This window comes from Streptomyces sp. NPDC005898, from assembly GCF_040629635.1.
Lineage (GTDB): Bacteria > Actinomycetota > Actinomycetes > Streptomycetales > Streptomycetaceae > Streptomyces.
In genome coordinates this window covers 250,477-269,853 of record NZ_JBEXWC010000009.1, presented here as the reverse complement: position 1 = coordinate 269,853, position 19,377 = coordinate 250,477, and the positions used below count along the sequence as shown (strand labels likewise).

General features: G+C 70.7%; 14 protein-coding genes. 7 read left to right on the top strand and 7 right to left on the bottom strand.

Annotated features, from left to right (window positions below):
* The 3 genes from ABZ385_RS15835 to ABZ385_RS15825 form a co-directional block, all read left to right on the top strand.
* On the top strand, positions 1 to 3,792 hold a 3,792-nt coding region (locus ABZ385_RS15835), incomplete at its 5' end, for an RHS repeat-associated core domain-containing protein (RefSeq protein WP_358911734.1).
* A gap of 47 nt (positions 3,793 to 3,839) precedes the next feature.
* Positions 3,840 to 4,238 carry an SMI1/KNR4 family protein gene (locus tag ABZ385_RS15830; protein ID WP_358911732.1) on the top strand — a complete coding sequence of 133 codons (399 nt, stop codon included), beginning with the start codon at positions 3,840 to 3,842 and terminating at the stop codon, positions 4,236 to 4,238.
* 170 nt (positions 4,239 to 4,408) lie between these two features.
* A complete protein-coding gene (locus ABZ385_RS15825; RefSeq protein WP_358911730.1) occupies positions 4,409 to 5,134 on the top strand; it encodes a helix-turn-helix transcriptional regulator in 726 nt (241 codons plus the stop codon).
* 97 nt (positions 5,135 to 5,231) lie between these two features.
* On the opposite strand, the gene ABZ385_RS15820 is transcribed toward ABZ385_RS15825, so the two are convergent.
* Positions 5,232 to 6,257 (bottom strand): 6-phosphofructokinase, encoded by a 1,026-nt coding sequence (locus ABZ385_RS15820; RefSeq protein WP_358583890.1) that lies wholly within the window; start codon positions 6,255 to 6,257, stop codon positions 5,232 to 5,234.
* 313 nt (positions 6,258 to 6,570) lie between these two features.
* Here ABZ385_RS15820 and pta point away from each other — a divergent pair, with 313 nt between their 5' ends.
* The 3 genes from pta to pyk all read left to right on the top strand — a co-directional run bounded on the left by pta (position 6,571) and on the right by pyk (position 11,431).
* Positions 6,571 to 8,649, top strand: a complete 2,079-nt coding sequence (gene pta, locus ABZ385_RS15815; RefSeq protein WP_358583892.1) for a phosphate acetyltransferase — start codon at positions 6,571 to 6,573, stop codon at positions 8,647 to 8,649.
* 25 nt (positions 8,650 to 8,674) lie between these two features.
* Positions 8,675 to 9,892: an acetate kinase gene (locus tag ABZ385_RS15810; protein WP_358583894.1), complete on the top strand. Its 1,218-nt coding sequence runs from the start codon at positions 8,675 to 8,677 to the stop codon at positions 9,890 to 9,892.
* A 108-nt stretch (positions 9,893 to 10,000) separates the two neighbouring features.
* A complete protein-coding gene (gene pyk, locus ABZ385_RS15805; RefSeq protein WP_358911728.1) occupies positions 10,001 to 11,431 on the top strand; it encodes a pyruvate kinase in 1,431 nt (476 codons plus the stop codon).
* Between the two features lie 69 nt (positions 11,432 to 11,500).
* Here pyk and ABZ385_RS15800 read toward each other — a convergent pair whose 3' ends face one another.
* From ABZ385_RS15800 to ABZ385_RS15785, 4 genes are all read right to left on the bottom strand, one after another.
* Entirely contained in the window at positions 11,501 to 12,919 is a 1,419-nt protein-coding gene (locus ABZ385_RS15800) for a hypothetical protein (protein ID WP_358911726.1), read from the bottom strand.
* Positions 12,909 to 13,421, bottom strand: coding sequence for a DUF6114 domain-containing protein (locus ABZ385_RS15795; protein WP_358583899.1), 513 nt, complete (start codon positions 13,419 to 13,421; stop codon positions 12,909 to 12,911). Before ABZ385_RS15795 ends, ABZ385_RS15800 begins: the two co-directional genes overlap by 11 nt.
* 156 nt (positions 13,422 to 13,577) lie before the next feature.
* On the bottom strand, positions 13,578 to 14,195 hold the full coding sequence (locus ABZ385_RS15790) for a DUF6230 family protein (RefSeq protein WP_358583901.1): 618 nt from the start codon (positions 14,193 to 14,195) through the stop codon (positions 13,578 to 13,580).
* A gap of 611 nt (positions 14,196 to 14,806) precedes the next feature.
* Positions 14,807 to 15,790 carry a tetratricopeptide repeat protein gene (locus ABZ385_RS15785; RefSeq protein ID WP_358699131.1) on the bottom strand — a complete coding sequence of 328 codons (984 nt, stop codon included), beginning with the start codon at positions 15,788 to 15,790 and terminating at the stop codon, positions 14,807 to 14,809.
* A gap of 354 nt (positions 15,791 to 16,144) precedes the next feature.
* Between ABZ385_RS15785 and ABZ385_RS15780 the strand changes: the two genes are divergently transcribed.
* A complete protein-coding gene (locus ABZ385_RS15780) occupies positions 16,145 to 16,792 on the top strand; it encodes a TetR/AcrR family transcriptional regulator (RefSeq protein ID WP_358699133.1) in 648 nt (215 codons plus the stop codon).
* A gap of 381 nt (positions 16,793 to 17,173) precedes the next feature.
* Here the strand turns inward: ABZ385_RS15780 and ABZ385_RS15775 are convergent, their stop codons facing one another.
* A complete protein-coding gene (locus tag ABZ385_RS15775) occupies positions 17,174 to 18,178 on the bottom strand; it encodes an SDR family NAD(P)-dependent oxidoreductase (protein WP_358583906.1) in 1,005 nt (334 codons plus the stop codon).
* Positions 18,175 to 19,362: a UDP-N-acetylglucosamine--N-acetylmuramyl-(pentapeptide) pyrophosphoryl-undecaprenol N-acetylglucosamine transferase gene (locus ABZ385_RS15770; RefSeq protein ID WP_358911724.1), complete on the bottom strand. Its 1,188-nt coding sequence runs from the start codon at positions 19,360 to 19,362 to the stop codon at positions 18,175 to 18,177. The genes ABZ385_RS15775 and ABZ385_RS15770 overlap by 4 nt, the downstream gene beginning before the upstream one ends.
* Positions 19,363 to 19,377 lie beyond the last annotated feature (15 nt).

The following is a 19,377-nucleotide window of genomic DNA, read 5'->3' as shown; positions in this document are numbered from 1 at the left end:
ATGATCGTCGGCGGCCCCATCCTCGCCGCGATCGTCATCGTCGCCGGCGCGATCGTCCTGGCCGACACCCTCAACAAATACCGAAAAGGCCAAGCAGGCCTGATGGACGTGGCCTTCGCCGCCATGGACTGCGTCCCCGGCATGAAGGGCATCACCACCGCCGCCAAACTCGCCAAGGGGATGAAGGGCCTCAAGGGCGGCCTGAAGGGCTTCAAGTCCGCCCGCACCGCGCTGAAGGACGGTGCCAAGGGTGCGTACAGCCGGGTCAAGAGCAAGATCAAGGGCTGCGGTGACCCGGTCGACGTGGCCACCGGGCAGATGTTCCTGGACGCCATCGACGTCACGCTGCCCGGCACCCTCCCGCTCTCCTTCACCCGCCGGGTCGCCTCCGGTTACCGCAGCGGCGGCTGGTTCGGCCCGACGTGGACCTCCACGCTCGACGAGCGCCTCGAGATCGACGCGGACGGCATCGTCCTCGTCACCGAGGACGGCATGCTCCTGGCCTACCCCCACCCGGCCGGCCCCGACGCACCCGTGCTGCCGGACTCCGGTCCCCGCCGCCCGCTGGAACGCCTGGCCGACGACGGCTACCGCCTCACCGACCCCCTCACCGGCCTCACCCGCCACTTCACCCCGCCCGGCCCCGACGACGGCGTGGCCCTGCTCACCCGCGTCTCCGACCGCAACCACAACACCATCGACTTCGACCACGACGCGCAGGGCGCCCCGCAGGCCATCCGCCACTCCGGCGGCTACCACCTGAAGCTGACCGTCGAGGCCGACCGCGTCACCACCCTCAGCCTCGCGGGCGCCGCCGAGGACGGCTCGGACGCCGTGCTCAAGCGCTACGGATACACCGACGGCAACCTCACCACGGTCACCGACTCCTCGGGCCTCCCCCTGCGCTTCACGTATGACGAGCGACTGCGCATCACCGCCTGGGAGGACACCAACAACAGCCGCTACGACTACGCCTACGACGACCAGGACCGCTGCGTCGCCCAGGGTGGCGAAGCCGGGCACATGGCCCACACGTTCACTCACGGCCTGGCCGACCCCGAGTGGCCCGGCTGTCACCTCACCGAAGCCACCACCGCCCAGGGGGTCACCGCCCGCTTCGTCATCGACGACCGCAGCCTGATCGTCGCCGAGATCGATCCACTGGGTTCCACGGTGAGAACCGAGTACGACGCGCACGGGCATGTCACCGCCGTGACGGATCAGCTGGGTCACACCACGCGGTTCGTCACCAATGAGCTTGGCCAACCACTGGAAAGGATCGGCCCGGACGGCTCCCTGGTCCGTTACGAGTACAACGCTCTCCACCTCATCACGTCCATCGCCCCGGAAGACGGCCCGTCCTGGCGGTACGGGTACGACGAGCGTGGAAACCGCACAGAACTCACCGACTCCACCGGTGCCACCTCGCGCAGCACCTACACCTCGGCCGGCCATCCCCTCACGGTGAGCGACGGGCTGGGCAGGGTCAGCACCGTGCGCTGCGACCCCTCGGGCCTGCCTCTTGAGATCAACGACGCGACAGGGATCACGTTCTTCGAGCGCGACGCTTTCGGTCGATGTGTCACGCTCACCGACGAGTCGGGGCGCGCCATTCGGCTTTCCTGGTCACGAGAGGGCCGGCTCGTCGGCCGTACCGCTCCCGACGGTGGGAGGGAGACCTGGACCTACGACGGCGAGGGCAACTGCACGAGTCACACGGATCAAGCGGGTCACACGACCGTCTCCGAGTACACCCACTTCGACCTCCTGTCGGCCCGAACCGATCCTGACGGGGCGCGGTACGAGTTCGGTCACGACTCCTCTTTGCGACTCACCGAGGTGGTCAACCCCGCCGGGCTGGCGTGGAGGTACGAGTACGACGCCGCAGGCCGACTGGTCTCGGAGACCGACTTCGACGGCCGGGAACTCGTCTACACCCACGACGCCGCAGGCCGACTGACCTCCCGCACCAACGCCCTGGGCCAGACCATCACCTACGAATACAGCGTTCTCGGACAGATCGTCCGCAAGGACGCGGACGGGGCGGTCACCACCTATGCCTACGACCGGCTCGGTAACCTGACGCACGCCACCGGTCCGGACTCCGCACTCGTCATCGAACTGGACCGTTTCGGTCGCCCGCTCGCCGAGACAGTCGACGGGCGCACCCTCTCGTACGCGTACGACGACGCCGGGCGGCCCGTGGGCCGGACGACACCCACGGGCGCGACCAGCGCTTGGACCTACGACGACGTGGGCCGCCTCGCGGCGCTGTCCTCGTCCGGCCGTGTCACCGCCTTCGACCACGACCCCTCGGGCCGGACCGAGGTACGCCGCATCGGTACGGGCGTCACCGTCCTCCAAGCGTTCGACGAGGTGGGGCGTCTCTCCGGCCAGTCGGTCACCGACGCCGACGGCCGGTCCCTCCACCGCCGCTCGTACTCCTACCGCGCCAACGGTGACCTCACCGCTGTCGAGGATCAGCATTCCGGCCACCGGCGCTTCACACTGGACCCGTTGGGCCGTGTCACGGCGGTGCACGCCGCGAACTGGACCGAGACCTACGCGTACGACACGGCCGGCAACCTGACCCGGAGCGACTGGCCCCGCACCCATCCGGGCCATGAGGCCACCGGGGCACACCATTACAGCGGCACCCGCATCGACCGCGCGGGGAGGGTCCGCTACGAGCACGATGCCCTCGGCCGCATGGTCCTCCGCCAGAAACAGCGAATGTCGCGCGCGCCGGACACCTGGCGCTACGAATGGGACGTCGAAGACCGCCTCACCGGTGTCGTCACCCCGGACGGCGTGCGGTGGCGCTACACGTATGACCCGCTGGGACGTCGTACCGCGAAGCTCCGTCTGGCCCCCGGCAGCGGGGCGGTGGTGGAGCGAATCGCTTTCACCTGGGACGGCATCAATCTCTGCGAGCAGACGACGACGTCCGACGCCCTACCCCACCAGACCATTCTGACCTGGGATCACAAGGGCCTCACTCCTATTGCCCAGACCGAACGAATAACCGGGCCGAACGTCCCGCAACACGAGATCGACGCTCGTTTCTTCGCCATCGTCACCGACCTGGTCGGCACACCAACCGAACTCGTCGATGAGACGGGTGACATCGCCTGGCGCGCCCGTAGCACGCTGTGGGGCACAACGGCGTGGGAGTCGAGCGCAACGGCCTATACGCCCCTGCGATTTCCTGGACAGTACTTCGACCCTGAAAGCGGTCTGCACTACAACCATCACCGGTATTACGACCCGCAGATCTCCAGGTATCTGACCCCGGACCCCATGGGCCTCGCACCGGGCCCGAACCCGTTCTCCTACGTCCGTAACCCTTTCACGTGGATCGACCCGCTCGGCCTGACGCCTTGCGAGGAAGCGGCCAAGCAGGCCGCCGCCAGGAATGAGACCGTCCTGGGGAAGGGGATACCGGTCAGGGAGGAGGCTTCTGTCGGGGCGGCCACGAGCCACAGTTACAAGAAGACCTTCTTCGACGCACACCCACACCTCAAGGGAAAGGTGGTCGTACACCATGCCATCGAACAACAGGTGCTGAATCGCTACCCGAACCTCTTCTCGGCGGACGAGATCCACTCGCTCGAGAACTTGCGCGGAATACCCAAGGGTGACATCAACAGCAGAATTCATTTGAGTGCGATCCGCGTGGAATGGAATAACTTCTACAACGCGAATCCCAACCCCACCCGCCAGGAGGTCCTGGATCATGTGAGCAAGGTGGATGATAAGCTGGGCAACTGGTTCAATCCGCGCATCAGATAGCCTCAGGGGGCAATATGTGGCGTGAACTTGCCGCAGAATTCGCAGACGTGCAACTTTCCGAAGGCGCTGGCGGCGAGGCGGTGCGCGCAATCGAGGGTGGACTCGGCCAGTCCCTGCCTGCTTCGCTGTCCGCACTGCTCCTGGAAACGGACGGCATTGAGGACGAATTCGGGACGGAAGTGATCTGGACCGCCGAGAAAATCCTGGCGGAGAACTTGGCGTTCCGGAGTGACGAGCAGTACCGCGCGCTGTACATGCCTTTTGACTCCATGCTCTTCTTCGGGGACAACGGCGGTGGCGATCAGTTCGCTTTCGTGCGGACGCCGGAACGCGAGGAAGTATTCGTGTGGGATCACGAGACGGACTCACGCAACCTGATCTCGCCCGACCTCGAGAGTTACCTCCGCAGCGCTCTGGGAAGCGCGGGCGAGGACTGGTACCGCTGACGCCTTCCGGTCCGAGTACGACGCCGCCACACTGTCCGCATCGGGCGGGATCGACACCGCCCGGAAGAACCCGTTCCAAGGCACGACCGACCCCGTACCTTCCCACCAATCCGCAACCTCGTAGGAACGCACCGTAGTCGCCATCCCCGCAGGCGCCTACGGTGTGCCCCGTGCAATCGAGCCAACCGAGCCAGTCAGCGCACCAGCCCACACCCCCCTTCAACTTCCCCGCCGCCCGGCGCCTGCGTGAGGCGCTGGGGATGGCGCACGGGCATGTCGCGTACGGGATGCGGGCCGGTTACGGGCTCACGTACGTCACGGCCGACACCGTCGCCGCCTGGGAGCGCGGGCTCGCCTCGCCCAGTTCCGTCGAGCTGAGCGCGCTGGCGGCCACGCTCTGGTGCTCGCCCGGTGAGCTGATGGGCGCGGCGCGCACCCTGCGGGAGCACCGGCTCGCGCGCGGGCTCGCGCCGGAGGACCTCGCGCGGCAGGCCGGCGTGGAGATCCAGGCGTATCTGCGGATGGAGGAGACCGGCAGCTGGCGCGGCAACGAACGGCAGTCCGCCACCCTCGCCCGCGTCCTGGAGCTCGAACTGCCCGACTTCGTGACCGTGACCGGACGCTCCGAGCAGCTCGCCGAGCTGCTGCGCAGCGCGGTCACCGCCCGCTGGCAGGGGTACGTGCGGCCCGTCGCCAAGCTGCTGGCGGTGGAGCGGCGGCCCGTCGAGGGCGCGCTGCGGCAGATGTACGACGACTACCAGTCCCGGATGGCGCGGACGCTGAACTGGGGCGGCGGCGCCGGCTCGGACGCCTCCGGCGAGGCCGGCCGGGACTACCTGGACCGCGTCCTGGAGCACTTCTGGCCCCTGGTCCGCCCCGGGCACCGCAAGGACTGACCCCGGTACCCCGCCGACGCCGCCCCGGTACCCCCAAACCGACGGCGCAAGGACCGCTCCTGGCACCCCACCCACGCCGCCCGGCGAGACCGCGCGACTAGAACACCGACTCCGCCTCGTCCATCCGGTCCTTCGGCACCGTCTTCAGCTCCGTGACCGCCTCCGCGAGCGGCACCATCTGGATGTCGGTGCCGCGCAGCGCCGTCATCTTGCCGTACTCCCCGCGGTGCACCGCTTCCACCGCGTGCCAGCCGAAGCGGGTCGCGAGGACGCGGTCGTAGGCGGTGGGGGTGCCGCCGCGCTGGACGTGGCCGAGGATGACCGGCTTGGCCTCCTTGCCGAGGCGGGCCTCCAGCTCGTACGCCAGCGCGGTCCCGATGCCCTGGAAGCGCTCGTGGCCGAACTGGTCGATCGCGCCCTTGCCGTAGTTCATCGTGCCGTCCAGCGGGTGCGCGCCCTCGGCCACGCAGATCACCGCGAACTTCTTGCCGCGCGAGAACCGCTCCTCGACCAGCGCGACCAGGTCGGCGGGGTCGAAGGGGCGCTCGGGCAGGCAGATGCCGTGGGCGCCGCCGGCCATGCCGGACTCCAGGGCGATCCAGCCGGCGTGCCGGCCCATGACCTCGACGACCATCACGCGCTGGTGGGACTCGGCGGTCGTCTTCAGGCGGTCCATGGCCTCCGTGGCCACGCCCACCGCCGTGTCGAAGCCGAAGGTGCGGTCCGTGGAGGAGATGTCGTTGTCGATCGTCTTGGGGACGCCGACGACCGGCACGCCCGCGTCGGCGAGCATGCCCGCCGCGGTGAGGGTGCCCTCGCCGCCGATCGGGATGAGCGCGTCGAAGCCGCTCTTCTCGATGAGCTCCTTGGCGTTGTCGCAGGCGGCGCGGAAGCGGCCGCGCTCCAGGCGCGAGGAGCCGAGGATCGTGCCGCCGCGGGCCAGGATGCCGCTCACGGCGTTCAGGTCGAGGGGCCGGTAGCGTCCGTCGAGCAGGCCCGCGTAGCCGTCCTCGAAGCCGATGACCTCGTCGCCGTAGTGCGTCACGGCGCGGTGCACGACCGACCGGATCACTGCGTTGAGGCCGGGGCAGTCGCCGCCCGCGGTGAGAATTCCGATACGCATCGCGCTGTGTCTCCTGCTCGCTGTTGGTACTTGTGAGCCGGTCCGATTGTTCCACGGCCGGAAGGGGGACGCCGCTCACACCTGTCCGACGCACGCCCGTGCGATAGGGCGGCGATACGGGGGCAGGGGCGGGGAAGAGGCCCCACGACCCCCGTCGGCGGGCCCTCGGTCCGGCGGGCGGCTTAGCCAGCCGCAGAGGTATTGTCAAGAGGGCACAGCCGCGATATCAGGTAATTTGTCCAGCTCACTCGGGGTACCCCACAGATCCCCGGCGGACGGCGACGAGCAGGCAGCGAAGAAGGGGAGAGCACGCGTGACGCGCAGCGTGTACGTGACCGGGATCGACCGCGGCGACGGCCGCCAGGTCGTCGAGCTGGGAGTCATGGAGCTCCTGACGCGCCAGGTCGACCGGGTCGGCGTCTTCCGGCCGCTCGTGCACGACGGTCCCGACCGCCTCTTCGACCTGCTGCGGGCCCGCTACCGCCTCTCGCAGGACGCCGCGACCGTCTACGGCATGGACTACCACGAGGCGTCCGCGCTCCAGGCCGAGCGCGGCACCGACGAGCTGGTCTCGCGGATCGTCGACCGCTTCCACCGGGTCGCCGCGGAGTACGAGGTGGTCCTGGTCCTCGGCACGGACTTCGCCGACACCCAGCTCCCCGACGAGCTGGCGCTCAACGCCCGCCTCGCCAACGAGTTCGGCGCCTCGGTGCTGCCCGTGGTCGGCGGCAAGAACCAGACCGCGGAGTCGGTGCACGCCGAGACGCGCAACGCCCACCGCGCCTACGACAGCCTGGGCTGCGACGTCCTCGCCATGATCACCAACCGGGTGGCCCCCGCCGACCGCGACGAGATCCACGAGCGGCTGAAGGCCGCGCTGCCCGTGCCCTGCTACGTCCTGCCCGACGAGGCCGCGCTCTCCGCGCCGACGGTCGCGCAGATCACCCACGCCCTCGGCGGCCGGGTCCTGCTCGGCGACGACGCGGGGCTGGCCCGCGACGCCCTGGACTTCGTCTTCGGCGGCGCCATGCTGCCGAACTTCCTCAACGCCCTGACCCCGGGCTGCCTGGTCGTCACCCCCGGCGACCGCGCCGACCTCGTGGTGGGTTCCCTCGCCGCGCACAGCGCCGGCACTCCGCCCATCGCGGGCGTCCTGCTGACCCTCAACGAGCAGCCCGGCCAGGAGATCCTCACCCTCGCCGACCGCCTCGCGCCCGGCACCCCGGTGGTCGCCGTCTCCGGCGGCTCCTTCCCGACGGCCGCCGAGCTGTTCGCCCTGGAGGGCAAGCTGAACGCGGCGACGCCCCGCAAGGCGGAGACCGCCCTCGGCCTCTTCGAGCGGTACGTCGACACCGCCGACCTGCTGGGGCGCGTCTCCACGCCGAGCAGCGGCCGCGTCACGCCGATGATGTTCGAGCACAAGCTCCTGGAGCGGGCCCGCGCCGACCGGCGCCGCGTCGTGCTGCCCGAGGGCACCGAGGAGCGCGTGCTGCGCGCCGCCGACGTACTGCTGCGCCGGGGCGTGTGCGACCTGACGCTGCTCGGGCCCGTGGAGCAGATCCGCAAGAAGGCCGCGGACCTCGGGGTGGACCTCGCCGACTCCGAGCTGATCGACCCGCAGACCTCCGAGCTGCGGGACCGTTTCGCCGGGAAGTACGCGCAGCTGCGCGCCCACAAGGGCGTCACCGTCGAGCTGGCGCACGACGTGGTGGCCGACGTCAACTACTTCGGCACGCTGATGGTCCAGGAGGGTCTGGCCGACGGCATGGTGTCGGGCTCCGTGCACTCCACGGCCGCGACCATCCGCCCCGCCTTCGAGATCATCAAGACCAAGCCGGACGCCTCGATCGTGTCGTCGGTCTTCTTCATGTGCCTGGCCGACAAGGTCCTCGTCTACGGCGACTGCGCGGTGAACCCGGACCCGAACGCCGAGCAGCTCGCCGACATCGCCGTGCAGGCGGCGGCCACCGCCGCGCAGTTCGGGGTCGAGCCGCGGATCGCGATGCTCTCGTACTCGACGGGCACCTCCGGTTCGGGCGCCGACGTCGACAAGGTGCGCGAGGCCACCGAGAAGGTGCGGGCCGGCCGCCCGGACCTGAAGATCGAGGGCCCGATCCAGTACGACGCCGCCGTGGAGCCGTCGGTGGCGGCCACCAAGCTGCCGGGCTCCGACGTCGCGGGCCAGGCCAGCGTGCTGATCTTCCCGGACCTCAACACCGGCAACAACACCTACAAGGCCGTGCAGCGCTCGGCCGGCGCGATCGCCGTCGGCCCGGTCCTCCAGGGCCTGCGCAAGCCGGTCAACGACCTGTCCAGGGGCGCGCTCGTCCAGGACATCGTGAACACCGTCGCCATCACGGCGATCCAGTCCCAGACCCCGGCCGCCGGCTGACCCCCACAGAAAGCACCCGAAATCCGTGACTGCTACGCGCGTCCTCGTCCTCAACTCCGGCTCGTCGTCGGTGAAGTACCAGCTGCTCGACATGCGCGACAGCTCACGCCTGGCCGTCGGCCTCGTCGAGCGGATCGGCGAGGAGACCTCGCGGCTCAAGCACACCCCGCTGACCGGCGACGGCGAGCCCCGCGAGCGCGAGGAGCCGATCGCCGACCACGAGGCGGCGCTGAAGGCCGTCGCCGGGGAGCTGGCCGCCGACGGGCTCGGCCTGGACTCCCCCGAGCTGGCCGCGATAGGCCACCGGGTGGTGCACGGCGGCCTGAAGTTCTCCGCGCCGACCGTGATCACCGACGAGGTGCTCCAGGAGATCGAGCGGCTGGTGCCGGTGGCGCCGCTGCACAACCCCGCCAACATCACGGGCATCCGCACCGCGCAGGCGCTCCGTCCCGACCTGCCCCAGGTCGCCGTCTTCGACACCGCGTTCCACACGACGATGCCGGAGTCCGCGGCGCGCTACGCGATCGACGTGCGGACCGCCGACGAGCACCGCGTGCGGCGCTACGGCTTCCACGGCACCTCGCACGCGTACGTCTCCCGCAAGACCGCCCAGCTGCTGGGCAAGGCCCCCGAGGACGTCAACGTCATCGTGCTGCACCTGGGCAACGGCGCCTCGGCGACGGCCGTGCGGGCCGGCGAGTGCGTGGACACCTCGATGGGGCTCACGCCGCTGGAGGGGCTGGTGATGGGTACCCGTTCCGGTGACCTGGACCCGGCGGTCATCTTCCATCTGGCGCGGGTCGGCGGAATGTCCGTGGACGAGATCGACGTGCTGCTCAACAAGAAGAGCGGCCTGATCGGCCTCTGCGGCGACAACGACATGCGCGAGATCCGGCGCCGCGTGGACGCGGGCGACCAGGAGGCCGCGCTCGCCTTCGACATCTACATCCACCGCCTGAAGAAGTACATCGGCGCCTACTACGCCGTGCTCGGCCGCGTGGACGCCGTGGTGTTCACGGCGGGCGTCGGCGAGAACGCGGCGCCGGTCCGCGAGGCGGCCGTGGCGGGCCTGGAGGAGCTGGGGCTCGCGGTCGACGGGGAACTGAATTCCGTACGTTCCGACGAAGCGCGGCTCATTTCACCCGAGTACGCGCGTGTGGCGGTCGCCGTGGTCCCCACGGACGAGGAACTGGAGATCGCCGATCAGACATACGCGCTGGTGGGAAAGGGTTCGGCGGAATAATGCGGACTCCGCGCCGAAACACCGCAACGACTGAGCGCGCTTCCGCCCATTTGTAGATTCCACCAGACGGAATATTCCGAAGCGAAACAAACCGATAGGATCGTCCCCATGCGCCGTTCCAAAATCGTCTGCACGCTGGGCCCCGCCGTCGACTCCGAAGAGCAGCTCGTCTCGCTGATCGAGGCCGGCATGAACGTGGCCCGCTTCAACTTCAGCCACGGCACGCACGCCGAGCACCAGGGCCGGTACGACCGCGTCCGCTCGGCCGCCGCGAAGACCGGCCGTGCCATCGGCGTCCTCGCCGACCTCCAGGGCCCGAAGATCCGTCTGGAGACCTTCGCCGAGGGCCCCGTCGAGCTGGTGCGCGGTGACGAGTTCACCATCACCACCGAGGACGTGCCCGGCGACAAGTCGATCTGCGGCACCACCTACAAGGGCCTGCCGGGCGATGTCTCCAAGGGCGACCAGATCCTCATCAACGACGGCAACGTCGAGCTGCGCGTCGTCGAGGTGGTCGGCCCGCGCGTGAAGACGATCGTGGTCGAGGGCGGTGTCATCTCCGACCACAAGGGCATCAACCTGCCCGGCGCGGCCGTGAACGTGCCCGCGCTGTCCGAGAAGGACATCGAGGACCTGCGCTTCGCCCTGAAGATGGGCTGCGACATGGTCGCCCTGTCCTTCGTGCGCGACGCCCACGACGTCAAGGACGTCCACAAGGTGATGGACGAGGAGGGCCGCCGGGTCCCTGTCATCGCCAAGGTGGAGAAGCCGCAGGCCGTCGCCAACATGGAGGGCGTCGTCGCGGCGTTCGACGCCGTGATGGTGGCCCGCGGTGACCTCGCGGTCGAGTACCCGCTCGAGAAGGTCCCGATGGTGCAGAAGCGCCTCGTGGAGATGTGCCGCCGCAACGCCAAGCCGGTGATCGTCGCGACCCAGATGATGGAGTCGATGATCACCAACTCGCGCCCCACGCGCGCCGAGGCGTCCGACGTCGCCAACGCGATCCTGGACGGCGCGGACGCGGTCATGCTGTCGGCCGAGTCGAGTGTCGGCGCGTACCCGATCGAGACCGTCAAGACGATGTCGAAGATCGTCGTGGCGGCCGAGGAGGAGCTGCTCTCCAAGGGCCTGCAGCCGCTCGTGCCCGGCAAGAAGCCTCGCACGCAGGGCGGTTCGGTGGCCCGTGCCGCGGCCGAGATCGCCGACTTCCTCGGCGGCAAGGCGCTGGTGGCCTTCACCCAGTCCGGTGACACCGCCCGCCGGCTGTCCCGCTACCGCGCGGCCCAGCCGATCCTCGCCTTCACCACCGACGAGTCGACCCGCAACCAGCTCACGCTGAGCTGGGGCGTGGACACCTACGTCGTGCCGCACGTCGACAACACCGACGCGATGGTGGAGCTGGTCGACGCCGAGCTGATCAAGCTCAACCGCTTCAACGACGGCGACACGGTCGTCATCACCGCGGGCTCGCCCCCCGGCGTCCCCGGCACCACCAACATGGTGCGGGTGCACCACCTGGGCGGCATCGACCGCGACTGACGGTCCGTATCCCCCGTACGCAGACGAGGGCGCCCCCTGCGACAGGGGGCGCCCTCGTCTGCGTACGGCTCAGTCGGTGATCGACTGGTGGAGGCCGGGGATGGTGAGGTCACCGCCGAACTGGCCCGCCTGCTGGACCTTCACATCCGTGAAGTAGATCAGCGGGATGTTCAGCGGCGGCGGGTGCTCGGGGTCGAAGGTGATCGGGATGAGCCCGAACAGCTTGCCCGAGATCCGCTCGGTGTACATCGTCGTCGCGCCGTTGCGGATGGTGGACTTGGAGCCCTTGGCGGCCTCGACGTGGTACGTCCTGCCGCCCGGCCCCTCGACGATCTGGTGCAGGTCCACGATGTCCGTCTTCTGGACGACGTACTTCAGCGCCTGCTTGGTTCTGCCGTTCGCCATCGTGAGGTTCACGACGCCCTGGTAGTCGGCGTCCATGAGCTTGAGCGAGGTGGCCTCCAGGTGCCACGGCTGGTTCGGGATCGGCACGGGCGTCTGCTCGGCCTCGCCGTCGACCTTCTTCTCGACCACGCACGGGAACGGCTTCTTGCCGTTCGCGTCCGGCGCCATCGGGTCCTCGGGCTCGTCCTTCGCCTCGTCGTCCGCCGGGTCGTCCGCGGTCTCGTCCGCCGCCTCGCCGGCCTTCTTCGCGCCGTCCTTCGTGCCGTCCTCGACGCCGTCCTCGACCTTGTCGGCGGCCTCCTTGACCGGGTCCTTGTCCGTGCCCTTGGCCGGGTCCTCGGGAGACGTGGTCTTGTCCGGGGTCGGGGCCGGGGCATCCGGGACCGACGCGTCGGAGTCCGGCTCCTTCGCGGCGGGTCCGTCGGACTCGTCGGACCCGTCGGGCGTGAAGACGTCCTTGAGGGCGTCGCCGAGACCCAGCGGGTCCCACGGGTTCCGGGTCTTGCCCGGCTCGGGCTCGGACCGCGGGCCGGACTCGGGGGCCGGCTTCGGGGCCGGCTTGTCGGCCTCGTCCTTCTCGCCGCCGGTCGACGGCGTGGGCGCCGGCTCGGTCCTGTCGTCCGCGCCCCGGTCGCCGGGAGTCCGGTGACCGGAACCCTTATCGCCGGAACCCTCGTCACCGGTGGTGGGCGACCCGGGCGCGGGCGGCTCGCCGGAGCCCTTCCCGTCCTTGTCCGCGTCGTCCTTCGCGGGGTCGTCCTTCGCCGAGTCGTCCTTCGCCTTGTCCTCGGTGTCCTCGGCGTCCTGGCCGGCCTTGTCGTCCGCGTCCGCTTCCTTGTCCGGCGCCGTGACGCACGGGCCGTCCTGGAAGGGGTTCTCGGGCACCCCGGGCCTCGCCTGCGCGAGCGTCGGGGTCAGCCCCATGCCCATCAGGACCGCGGTGGGCATCGCGGCGATCGCGATCGCCTTGCCCGCGGGCACCTGGAGGCGGGTCAGCAGCGGCTTCCTGGGCGCCGCGTGACGCGGCCCTCTCGCCCGGGACTCCTCCGCGAAACCCTCGTGGCGCGCCTCGTCAGCCGGCACGGTGCCTCCCGTTCGTGACGCTCGCCGGGCTGGTACCCGGCAGCTCGTGCTGCTCGTCGCTCCCCCCGCCCGCGGCCTTCCCGCCCGGGGCCACCGCGGCGGCGGGCCGTGCGGGCGCCCAGGAGACGCCGAGGGCGCCGCCGAGCAGGGCGAGCAGGAAGCCGATGACGAAGCCGCCGAAGTTGGAGACCACCAGGGAGACCAGGGCGAGCAGGATCGCCGCGACGCCCGCGAAGATCCGGGAGTGCGGCTGGAACCACATGGTCAGGCCGAGCACGACCAACAGCACGCCGATGATCAGGGATCCGGCGCCGGCGGTGGTCGCCATCCGGATGGTCATCGTGCCGAGCGTGAGGTTCGCGTAAGGGAAGTACATGATCGGGAGGCCGCCGAGCATCGTCAGCAGACCACCCCAGAACGGGCGCCGGCCGCGCCACCCCCAAAACGATCGGCGCGTCCGGCCGAGCATCTCGCCCAGTCCCACTTGCGCTTCGGCGCTCATGTCGTACAGCTCCTCGGGAATGGCTTGGTCCTGTGTGTCATGCGGATTCGGGCACGGGGACGGCTCCGTCGATGTGCCGTCGCGCCCCCGCGCCCGGCCGTTCATAGCAGCGAGTGCCTACCGGAACGCATGCCCCCTACTGGGGTGCCGGCGGCCCTAGTAGCACTCGTGCTTGCCCTTTTTGACCGACATGTCGAGACCGGAGAGCTTGAAGGTGCCGGCCGTGGTCGCCCACGCGCGCTGGCGGACATCGGTGAACTTCACCGACTCCGCCTGCTGCGCGAACGAGTCCTCGACGTAGTGGTCGCCCTTCGCCGGGCCCGGTCCCTTGGTGGTCTGGTCGATCGAGACACCGATGTCGACCTTGTGGAAGGTCGCGTTGGCCTTCAGGTCGTCGGCGTCGATGTACAGCTTCTTGGCGATGACCTTCGGGGAACCGGTCTGGCCGGCCCTGAGGGTCATCGACACGTCGCCGAAGACCGGGACGGGCACGACCACCGACTGACACAGGTTGGTGATCTTGGCCGAGTCGAGACCGACGACGGCCACCGGGTGCTTGCCCGACTTGCCCACGTCCAAGGCGCCGTACTGGACGAACCCCTTGCCGTTGAGTTCGTCGGCGGTCACCTTGAACTGCTGACCCGACACACTGAACGATGCCGCGAGCGCGCCCTGGGACAGGGCGACGCCTATCGCGGCGGTAGCCGCGACGCTCGGCACCATGACCACGGCGAACCGCTTCCATCTGGTTCCGCCACGAGCCACGGATTCCATGACTTTCCTCCTTCTCGGACGTACATCTCCGGCCCTGACTGCGCCCGCTCGGACGGGACAGCCGGGCAGGGATGGGAGAAGTGCTACGTCCTCGGGAAGGAGAGCGCCCGCATGGCAGGGCGCGAACCGCACCACGCATCACCGGCGATCACCCCCGAGCGACAACCACTGGTCGCGCCTGACGCACATCACGCACAACCTCGATGGACAGGCCCTGCCGGGGACGGCAGGGACCCCCCTGTCCCCGACCGGCGACGGCGTCGCCGGTCCGCTCGGTGGGGACCCGAAGCGCCCGCTCCCGACTGGCTGTCGGACTGCGGGTCATCGGACCGAGCGTGGCCGATCGTGGTGCATTCCCGGTCCCGGCACAAGGGGCGTCATTACTGGCTAGTAACGGCCCGATAACCGATCCGCGACCGCCCGGTATCGGTCGGCCACGGACGGTGGCTCCACGGCGGGGAGCAGAACGGGGCATGAACGGGCGAAACCGCCCAGAGGAACACCCCCGACTTACTCCAAGTAACAGTGGCCGTGATTTGCCAAGTTTTGGCAAATCACGGCCACTGTCGTGTCCTGGGGAGGGAGTTCTCAGCTGGGGCGAGGGGTACGGATCAGAAGAGCACCCTGGCCAGCGCGGTGCGCGCCGACGTCACCCGGGGGTCGTCCGCGCCCACGACCTCGAAGAGTTCCAGCAGCCGCACCCGGGCGGCGTCGCGGTCGTCGCCCGCCGTGCGCCGCACCGTGTCGATGAGCCGCCCGAAGGCGTCCTCGACGTGACCGCCCACCAGGTCCAGGTCGGCCGCGGCGATCTGCGCCGCCACATCGGCGGGCCGGTCGGCCGCGTCCTTGCGGACCTGCTGCGCGTCCAGACCCTGGACGCGCTGGAGCAGTTCGGCCTGCGCGAGACCCAGCTTGGCCTCCGTGTTGGCCGGATCGTCGCTGAGCACGTTCTTGTACGCCTGTACGGCACCGGCCAGATCGCCGGCGTCCAGCGCCTGGACGGCCGATTCGAGCAGGGCGTCGTAAGGACCGGCGGGCACCTCGGCCGGGGCGGCGGCCTGCGGGCCCTCGGCGCCCGGGTCGACCGTGAGGCCGGTCAGGCCGAAGCGCTCCTCGCCGACCTGGATGAGCTGGTCCAGGGTCTGGCGGATCTGCGCCTCGGGGGCGGCGCCCTGGAAAAGCGGCAGGGCCTGGCCGGCCACCACCGCGAAGACAGCCGGGATGCCCTGGATCCCGAACTGCTGCATCAACATCTGGTTCGCGTCGACATCGATCTTGGCGAGCAGGAAACGGCCGTTGTACTCCTCGGCGAGCCGCTCCAGCAGGGGGCCGAGCTGCTTGCACGGCTCGCACCACTCGGCCCAGAAGTCGATGACGACGGGGACCTCGGTGGAGCGCTGGAGGACCTCGCGTTCGAAGCCCGCCTCGTCGACGTCGATGACCAGGCTCGACGCGGACACCGCGGCACCCGCCGCGCCTCCGCCCTGCCGGGCCGCTTCGGCGCGCGCCTGCTCCGCCTTCGCCTTGGCCTCCTGGGCCGCCTTGACGGCGGCGAGGTCGACGACTCCGCTCATGGACATGTTCCGTGGCTGCATGAGTACATCCTCCCCCAAGCCGTACGGGAACCACGCCCGTCCGTGGCCCCCCGCCGGATTGCGGGGTCACAGGGGGCACGGTCCAAGGTCCGCAGGAGGACCGTCGGTTGGCGCGGGGTCCCCACCCCGGGCCGTTCGTGCGTGCTGCGTGGTTGTCGCTCGTGGCGCTCGCTGACGGGGGGTACGAGGTCCGGTCTGCGCCGCTCGTCCTCGCCCTCGCCCCGTCAGCTTTCGCTACGGGTCGTAGCGTAACCGCCGAGCCTTGGCCATGGGTAGCCGTCGCCGGTGATCTCCCTCACTGCCGCGTGCACGGGGCTCCCCGACGGGGCCGTACCCACCGGTATGGTCGCCGCCATGCAGAGCCGTACGCCCACCACCGCCGCCGCCCGCACCGGCGGGCGCCCCCGCAGCGCCACCGCCGACGCCGCGATCCTGGAGGCGACCCGGCAGGGCCTCGTCGAGCTGGGCTGGTCCAAGCTGACGCTCGGCGACGTCGCCACGCGCGCGGGAGTCGCCAAGACGACCCTGTACCGGCGCTGGGCGGGCAAGAGCGAACTGGTCGTGGACGCGGTCGCGGAACTCTTCGACGAGCTGGAACTGCCGGACCGGGGCAGCCTGGCCGCCGACATCGAGGGCGTCGTCCTGCAGTTCGCCCTGCTGCTCTGCCGGCCCGAGACGAAGACGGCGCTGATGGCGGTCGTCGCCGAATCCACGACGGACGAGCCGCTGCGGGCCCGCATCCGGGCGTCCATCGTCGACCGCCAGAAGCGGCTGGTCCTCGCGGGGCGGGAGCGGGCGCAGGCGCGGGGCGAACTCCCGGCCGAGCCCGACGCGGACTCCGCCGGCCGCACGGCCGACCTCATCTTCGACGTGATCGCCGGTGCGGTGGTGCATCGGGCGCTGGTCAGCGCGGAGCCCGTCGACGAGGAGTGGGCCCGCCGCTTCACCCTCCTCCTCCTGAGCGGCCTCTCAGCGGCGACCGCGTCTGGCCGGTGGCCCTGACCCCCTTTCTGGCCCGCCGCTTCGCGGCGGATGCTTTCCCACCCACCCACCCGATACCCCGCATCGGACGGTGACCGCCCGGGGGCGAACGCCCGCTGCCCCAGGGGATGACGCCGGGAAACGGGCGGGTGGGTGGGAAACATCCGCCGCGAAGCGGCGGGCCAGGGGATGACGCCGGGAAACGGGCGGGTGGGTGGGAAACATCCGCCGCGAAGCGGCGGGCCAGGGGATGACGCCGGGCAAACGGGTGAGTGGGCGGGAGACATCCGCGGCGGGCCAGGGGATGACCCCGGGCACCGGAGTCAGAGGCGGCACAGGTACCCGGAACAGGCGCCCCGCCAGAACAAGCGCCCCGCCAGAACAGGCGCCCCGCCAGACCCCTCAGACCTGATACCTCCCCACCCCGAACAGCCCAAGATTCCCGGCGACCCACGCAGAGGTACGACGCAACCCCTCCCCGAGGGACACCTCCGGCACCCACCCCACCCACTCCCGCGCCCGCCGATTGTCGGACAGCAACCGCTCGACCTCACTCCCGGCCGGCCGCACCCGCGCCGGATCGACGACCACGGACGCCTCCCGCCCGGACGCCGCGATCAGCGCCTGCGCCAGCTCCCCGATGGAGATCTCCCGCCCGACCCCGAGATTGACCGCGTGCCCGAGCGCCCGGTCGCACTCCGCCATCGCCACGAACCCCCGCGCCGTGTCGGTGACGTACGTGAAGTCCCGCGTGGGCGTCAGCGACCCGAGCCTGATCTCCCGTACCCCCGAGTGGAGTTGGGCGAGGATCGTCGGGATGACGGCCCGCGCCGACTGCCGCGGGCCGTACGTGTTGAAGGGACGTACGACCGTCACCGGCAGCTCGAAGGCGTGCCAGTGCGAGAGCGCCACCATGTCGGCGCCGATCTTCGACGCGGAGTACGGCGACTGCGGCTGGAGCGGGTGCGATTCGGCGATGGGCGCCGTCAGCGCCGTCCCGTACACCTCGCTGGTGGAGGTGTGGACCAGCCGCCGCACGGAGTGCCTCCGGCAGGCCTCGGCGACGTTCTCGGTACCGACGACGTTCGTCTGGACGTACGCGCCCGGCGAGTCGTAGGAGTACGGGATGCCGATCAGCGCGGCCAGGTGGAAGACGGTGTCGCACCCGGCGACCGCGTCCATCACGCGCCCCGCGTCCCGCACGTCCCCGGCGATCATCTCGACGCGCGGATCGGCGAGGAGATGCGCCAGGTTCCCCTTCTCCGCGTACGGCTTGTAGTGCGCGAAGGCGCGGACCTTCGCACCCCGGGCGAGCAGCAGGTCGACGAGGGTCGACCCGATGAAGCCCTCGGCCCCGGTGACGAGGACGGTGCGGTCGTGCCAGGAGAAGGCGGTGGGCGTGGTCATGCGTGCTCCAGGTGAGGGGTGGGGAGGGCGAGGCGCAGGACCCGCTCGGCGAGCAGGTCGGCGGCACGGGCGTGCGGCCCGGGGTCCGCGGCGCCGCTCATCGCGGCGAGCCGCGCCGGGTCGGCGAGCAGCGGCCCGATGAGGGCGGCGAGCCGGTCGGCCGTCGTCTCGGCGTCGGGCAGCAGCAGTCCGGCGCCGGCGTCGGTCAGGACCCGGGCGTTGTGGGTCTGGTGGTCGCCGGGCGCGTGCGGGTAGGGCACGAGGACGGCGGGGACGCCGGTGGCGGCCAGTTCGGCGACGGTCGCCGAGCCCGCGCGGCACACGACGAGGTCGGCGGCGGCGTAGCAGAGGTCCATGCGGTCGAGGTAGGGGACGGCGCGGGCGACGGCGTCGCCGCCCGTCGAGGCGAGCCGCGCCCGGGTCTTGGCGAGGGCCGCCGGGCCGGTCTTGATCAGGAGGTGTACGTCATGACGTCCTCGCTCCCGCCACCGCTCCGCGAGTCCGGCCGCCGCCTCGGTGAGCCGGGCCGCCCCGAGGCTGCCGCCGTTGAAGAGGACGAGCCGGGCTCCGGCCGGTACGCCGAGCGCGTGCCGCGCCTCGTCGCGCAGCGCGGCCCGGTCGAGCGCGGCCAGCGGCGCGGCGATGGGCATGCCGGTGGTGTGCGCGCGGTCGCCGCCGGGCAGGTGGGCGCGGCTGCGGTCGAAGGCCACCGCGATGTTCGGGGTGAGGCGGGCGGCGAACCGGTTGGCGCGGCCCGGTACGGCGTTGGACTCGTGGATGAGGCTCGGCAGCCCGGCCAGGCGGGCGCCGACGATGACGGGGGCGCTGGGGTAGCCGCCCATGCCGACGGCGATCCGCGCGCCCTGCTCGCGCAGGATGGTCCGGCACTGGGCGCCGGACTTGAGCAGCGCGGCGGGCAGCAGGTAGCGGCGGGCGCCGAGCGAAGGGTCGAAGGGGATCATGTCGACGGTGTGCAGGCGGTATCCGGCGTCCGGTATCAGCCGGCCCTCCAGGCCCCGTTCGGTGCCGACGAAGGAGATCACGGCGCCCGGCACGGCGCGGCGCAGCGCGTCGGCGAGGGCGAGGCCCGGGTAGATGTGCCCTCCGGTGCCGCCCGCCCCGATCACCACGGAGAGGTCGGCGCGGGCGGGGGGCGCGGCGCGGCCGGAGTGAGAGGTTCGCATGGCAGTGGAGCATCG

Bases quoted from the DNA above. Each gene is read 5' to 3' on its own strand.
- ABZ385_RS15820 (WP_358583890.1), bottom strand. From the start codon at position 6,257: ATGCGTATCGGAATTCTCACCGCGGGCGGCGACTGCCCCGGCCTCAAC.
- pyk (WP_358911728.1), top strand. From the start codon at position 10,001: ATGCGCCGTTCCAAAATCGTCTGCACGCTGGGCCCCGCCGTCGACTCC.
- ABZ385_RS15795 (WP_358583899.1), bottom strand. From the start codon at position 13,421: ATGAGCGCCGAAGCGCAAGTGGGACTGGGCGAGATGCTCGGCCGGACG.
- ABZ385_RS15790 (WP_358583901.1), bottom strand. From the start codon at position 14,195: ATGGAATCCGTGGCTCGTGGCGGAACCAGATGGAAGCGGTTCGCCGTG.
- ABZ385_RS15785 (WP_358699131.1), bottom strand. From the start codon at position 15,790: ATGCAGCCACGGAACATGTCCATGAGCGGAGTCGTCGACCTCGCCGCC.
- ABZ385_RS15780 (WP_358699133.1), top strand. From the start codon at position 16,145: ATGCAGAGCCGTACGCCCACCACCGCCGCCGCCCGCACCGGCGGGCGC.
- ABZ385_RS15775 (WP_358583906.1), bottom strand. From the start codon at position 18,178: ATGACCACGCCCACCGCCTTCTCCTGGCACGACCGCACCGTCCTCGTC.
- ABZ385_RS15770 (WP_358911724.1), bottom strand. From the start codon at position 19,362: ATGCGAACCTCTCACTCCGGCCGCGCCGCGCCCCCCGCCCGCGCCGAC.